We start from the raw sequence: 2663 nt of genomic DNA, 5'->3' as shown, positions 1-2663 counted from the left end.
AACTCTGGGGTCGGCTCCCCGCCCGGGGCCGGCCCCGCCGGCCGGTGCGGGGAGGGCCCGGTCCGCACTGCCCGGGGTGGAGCGGCCGGACTGCGCGGACGGGACGGAAACGGGGTCGGTGGAGTGCGGTGCTGTCGGGTACACACCAGAAACGCTAACCGGACGGTCGGTGTGCCCGCATCGGTCGCGGGTACCAGCCGAACGGGCACCGCGTCGGGAGATGGTCCTAGGCCGTCCGCCGCCACGTGCCCAGCCCGTACCGCCCGCACCCGATCCGCACCCAATCCGCACCACCCGCGCGCTTCCGCTTCCCCGATCCACGTCGGCCGGGGCATGATTTGCCCTCGCCATATGCGGACGAAAATTGCCCATTCGCGGGAGCGTTCCCACCCGCCGCAGTCAACCGCCTACGCTCCGCTGTGACTTGAGTCACAGATGGGATTATTTGTTGACCCTGTGTACCGGGTGCACAGCTCGCTGTGATTCAGTGGCCGTGACACACGGACGAGTGGCATTCGGAGGATGAGAGCCACGGGGGGAGGGTGATGGACACCGACTCTGAGCCGTACATCCACCTCGCGACGCTGCGCCAGCTCCACCGGTCCGTCGCGCAGCTCAACACTGCCCGCAGCCTCGCCGACACCCTCCAGACCGTCGCGGACGGCGTCGTCGAAGGACTCGGCTTCGACCTGGCCGCCGTCAACCTCACCCGCTCCGACGGGGAGCTGGTCGTGGCCGCCGTGGCCGGCAGCGCGGGCGCCGAGGCGATGATGGCCGGCCGGGTCGGCTCCCGCGCGTCCTGGGAACGCCGCCTGGCCATGGGCGAGGCCTGGGGCGAGCTGCGCTTCATCCCGTACACCGAGGGCTGGGTGCTGGACGACGACGACGTCCCCCAGTGGCACACCGCGGGTCCTGCGCCGCGCTTCGCGGACGAGTGGCACCCGATGGACCGGCTGTTCGCCCCGATGTACTCGTCCGACGGCGAACTGCTGGGCGTCATATCCGTCGACAAACCGCGCGACGGCCGCCGACCCGGCGCCTGGGGCTGCGAAGCGCTCCAGATGTACGCCTACCAGGCCGCCATCGCCATCAGCAACGCCCGGCTGCGGTCCAACATGCAGCGGGCCCTGGTCCGTCTGGAACGCGAGCAGCAGGCGCTGCGGGCCAGCGAGGAGAGCTTCCGGCAGGCCTTCGAGTACGCGCCCAGCGGCATGGCCATCGCGGAGATGGGCGGCGACCAGCACGGCCGGCTGATCAAGGCGAACGACGCGCTCTGCCGACTGCTGGGCCGGCCCGCGTCGGTGATGCGCCGCTACAGCTTCTCCGACCTCGTCCACCCCGAGGACATCGGCACCCTGCTGCGCACCTCCGCCGAGGGCGGCCGGGCCGAACTGCGGCTGAGCCGCCGGGACGGTTCGTTCCTGTGGGTGTCGCTGCGCAACTCCGTGGTCGCGGACGCCGCCGACGGTCCGCGGTTCCTGCTGACGCACGTCGAGGACATCGAGGAGCGCAAGCGGCACGAGCTCCAGCTCGCCCACCGGGCCAGCCACGACCAGCTCACCGGGCTGCCGAACAGCGCGGAGCTGCGGGCCAGGCTCGGCAGCCGGCTGTGCGCCAGGCCGGGCCCCGCACCGGCCGAGGAGGCCGCGGTGCACGCGTTCACCATGGACGGCTTCGACGACGCCGGAATGCCCGCGGTCAGCTTCGACCACCACGAGCACCTCACCTCCCCGCTGACCGAGGACCCGCAGGACAAGGGGCTCGCGGTGCTCTTCTGCGACCTGGACGGCTTCAAGTCGATCAACGACCGGTTCGGGCACCACTGCGGGGACGCGGTGCTGATCGAGGTCGCCCGGCGGCTGGCCGCCGGGGTGCGGGACAACGACACGGTGGCCCGGCTGGGCGGCGACGAGTTCGTGGTGCTGGCCGCCGGCCTGTGCCGGACGGACGCCGCCGACCTGGCCGTGCGGCTGCGGAACTCGATCATTCCGCCGATCCGGGTCGACGGCCGGGCCGTCCGGGTGGGCGCCAGCTTCGGCATCGGCTGGGCGGCCTGCGGCATGTCCGCCGAAGAGGTGCTCCAGTCCGCCGACCAGCGCATGTACGTCGAGAAGCGCTCCCGCTCCAAGGGCCACCGCCGCGCCGGCTGAGACCGCCCTCGGTGCCGGCTCGAACCACTGCCGGCCCCCGCCGGAACACCCCCGGCGAACGGCTGAGCCGCCCTCTGTCCCGGACGCGGCAGCGGCACGGCGGCCGGAGTGTGACCGGACACACTCGCCGGCACCCGGGACCGGGCCCGACCAGGGCGGGCCGAGATGAACACAAGGTCAAGCGAATCGGACCTGTCGCCCGAACGGGGTAGGCTGCGCCGGGTCAGCCATATGCCGTGTGAGGAGAGCAGGGGATGACTGCCGGAAGCAACGGTACGAACCAGCCGGAGGGCGGCGACGACCCGTTCGGTTACCTGTACCAGTCGGACGACGGCGCACCCGCCCAGGGCCGGCAGCCCGGGGTCCCACGTACCTCGTACAACCAGGTCCGCGCGGTCGGTGAGCGCCGCAACGGCCCGCGGCAGGCTCAGGCGACGCACCAGCCGCCCAGCCCCTACTACGCGGCACCCGAAGCCCAGCCGCTCGCCACCGAGCCCGGCCACCGCGCCGGCG

1 protein-coding gene and 1 pseudogene are annotated in these 2663 nt (G+C 72.4%); both read left to right on the top strand.

Annotated features, from left to right (window positions below; genetic code table 11):
* The first annotated feature begins 545 nt into the window (after positions 1-545).
* Positions 546-2150: a diguanylate cyclase CdgB gene (gene cdgB, locus ACYVE9_RS22090; RefSeq protein ID WP_461029636.1), complete on the top strand. Its 1605-nt coding sequence runs from the start codon at positions 546-548 to the stop codon at positions 2148-2150.
* Positions 2151-2404: 254 nt separating this feature from the next.
* Positions 2405-2663 (top strand): annotated as a pseudogene (locus ACYVE9_RS22085) (carbohydrate-binding protein); the annotation flags it as partial.

The organism is Streptomyces sparsus (genome assembly GCF_054776295.1).
The sequence above is the reverse complement of the archived record's forward strand: the minus strand, read 5'-3'. Positions and strand labels throughout refer to the sequence as shown.

Excerpts from the sequence above, each read along its gene's own strand:
- cdgB (WP_461029636.1), top strand. The coding sequence starts at position 546 with ATGGACACCGACTCTGAGCCGTACATCCACCTCGCGACGCTGCGCCAG.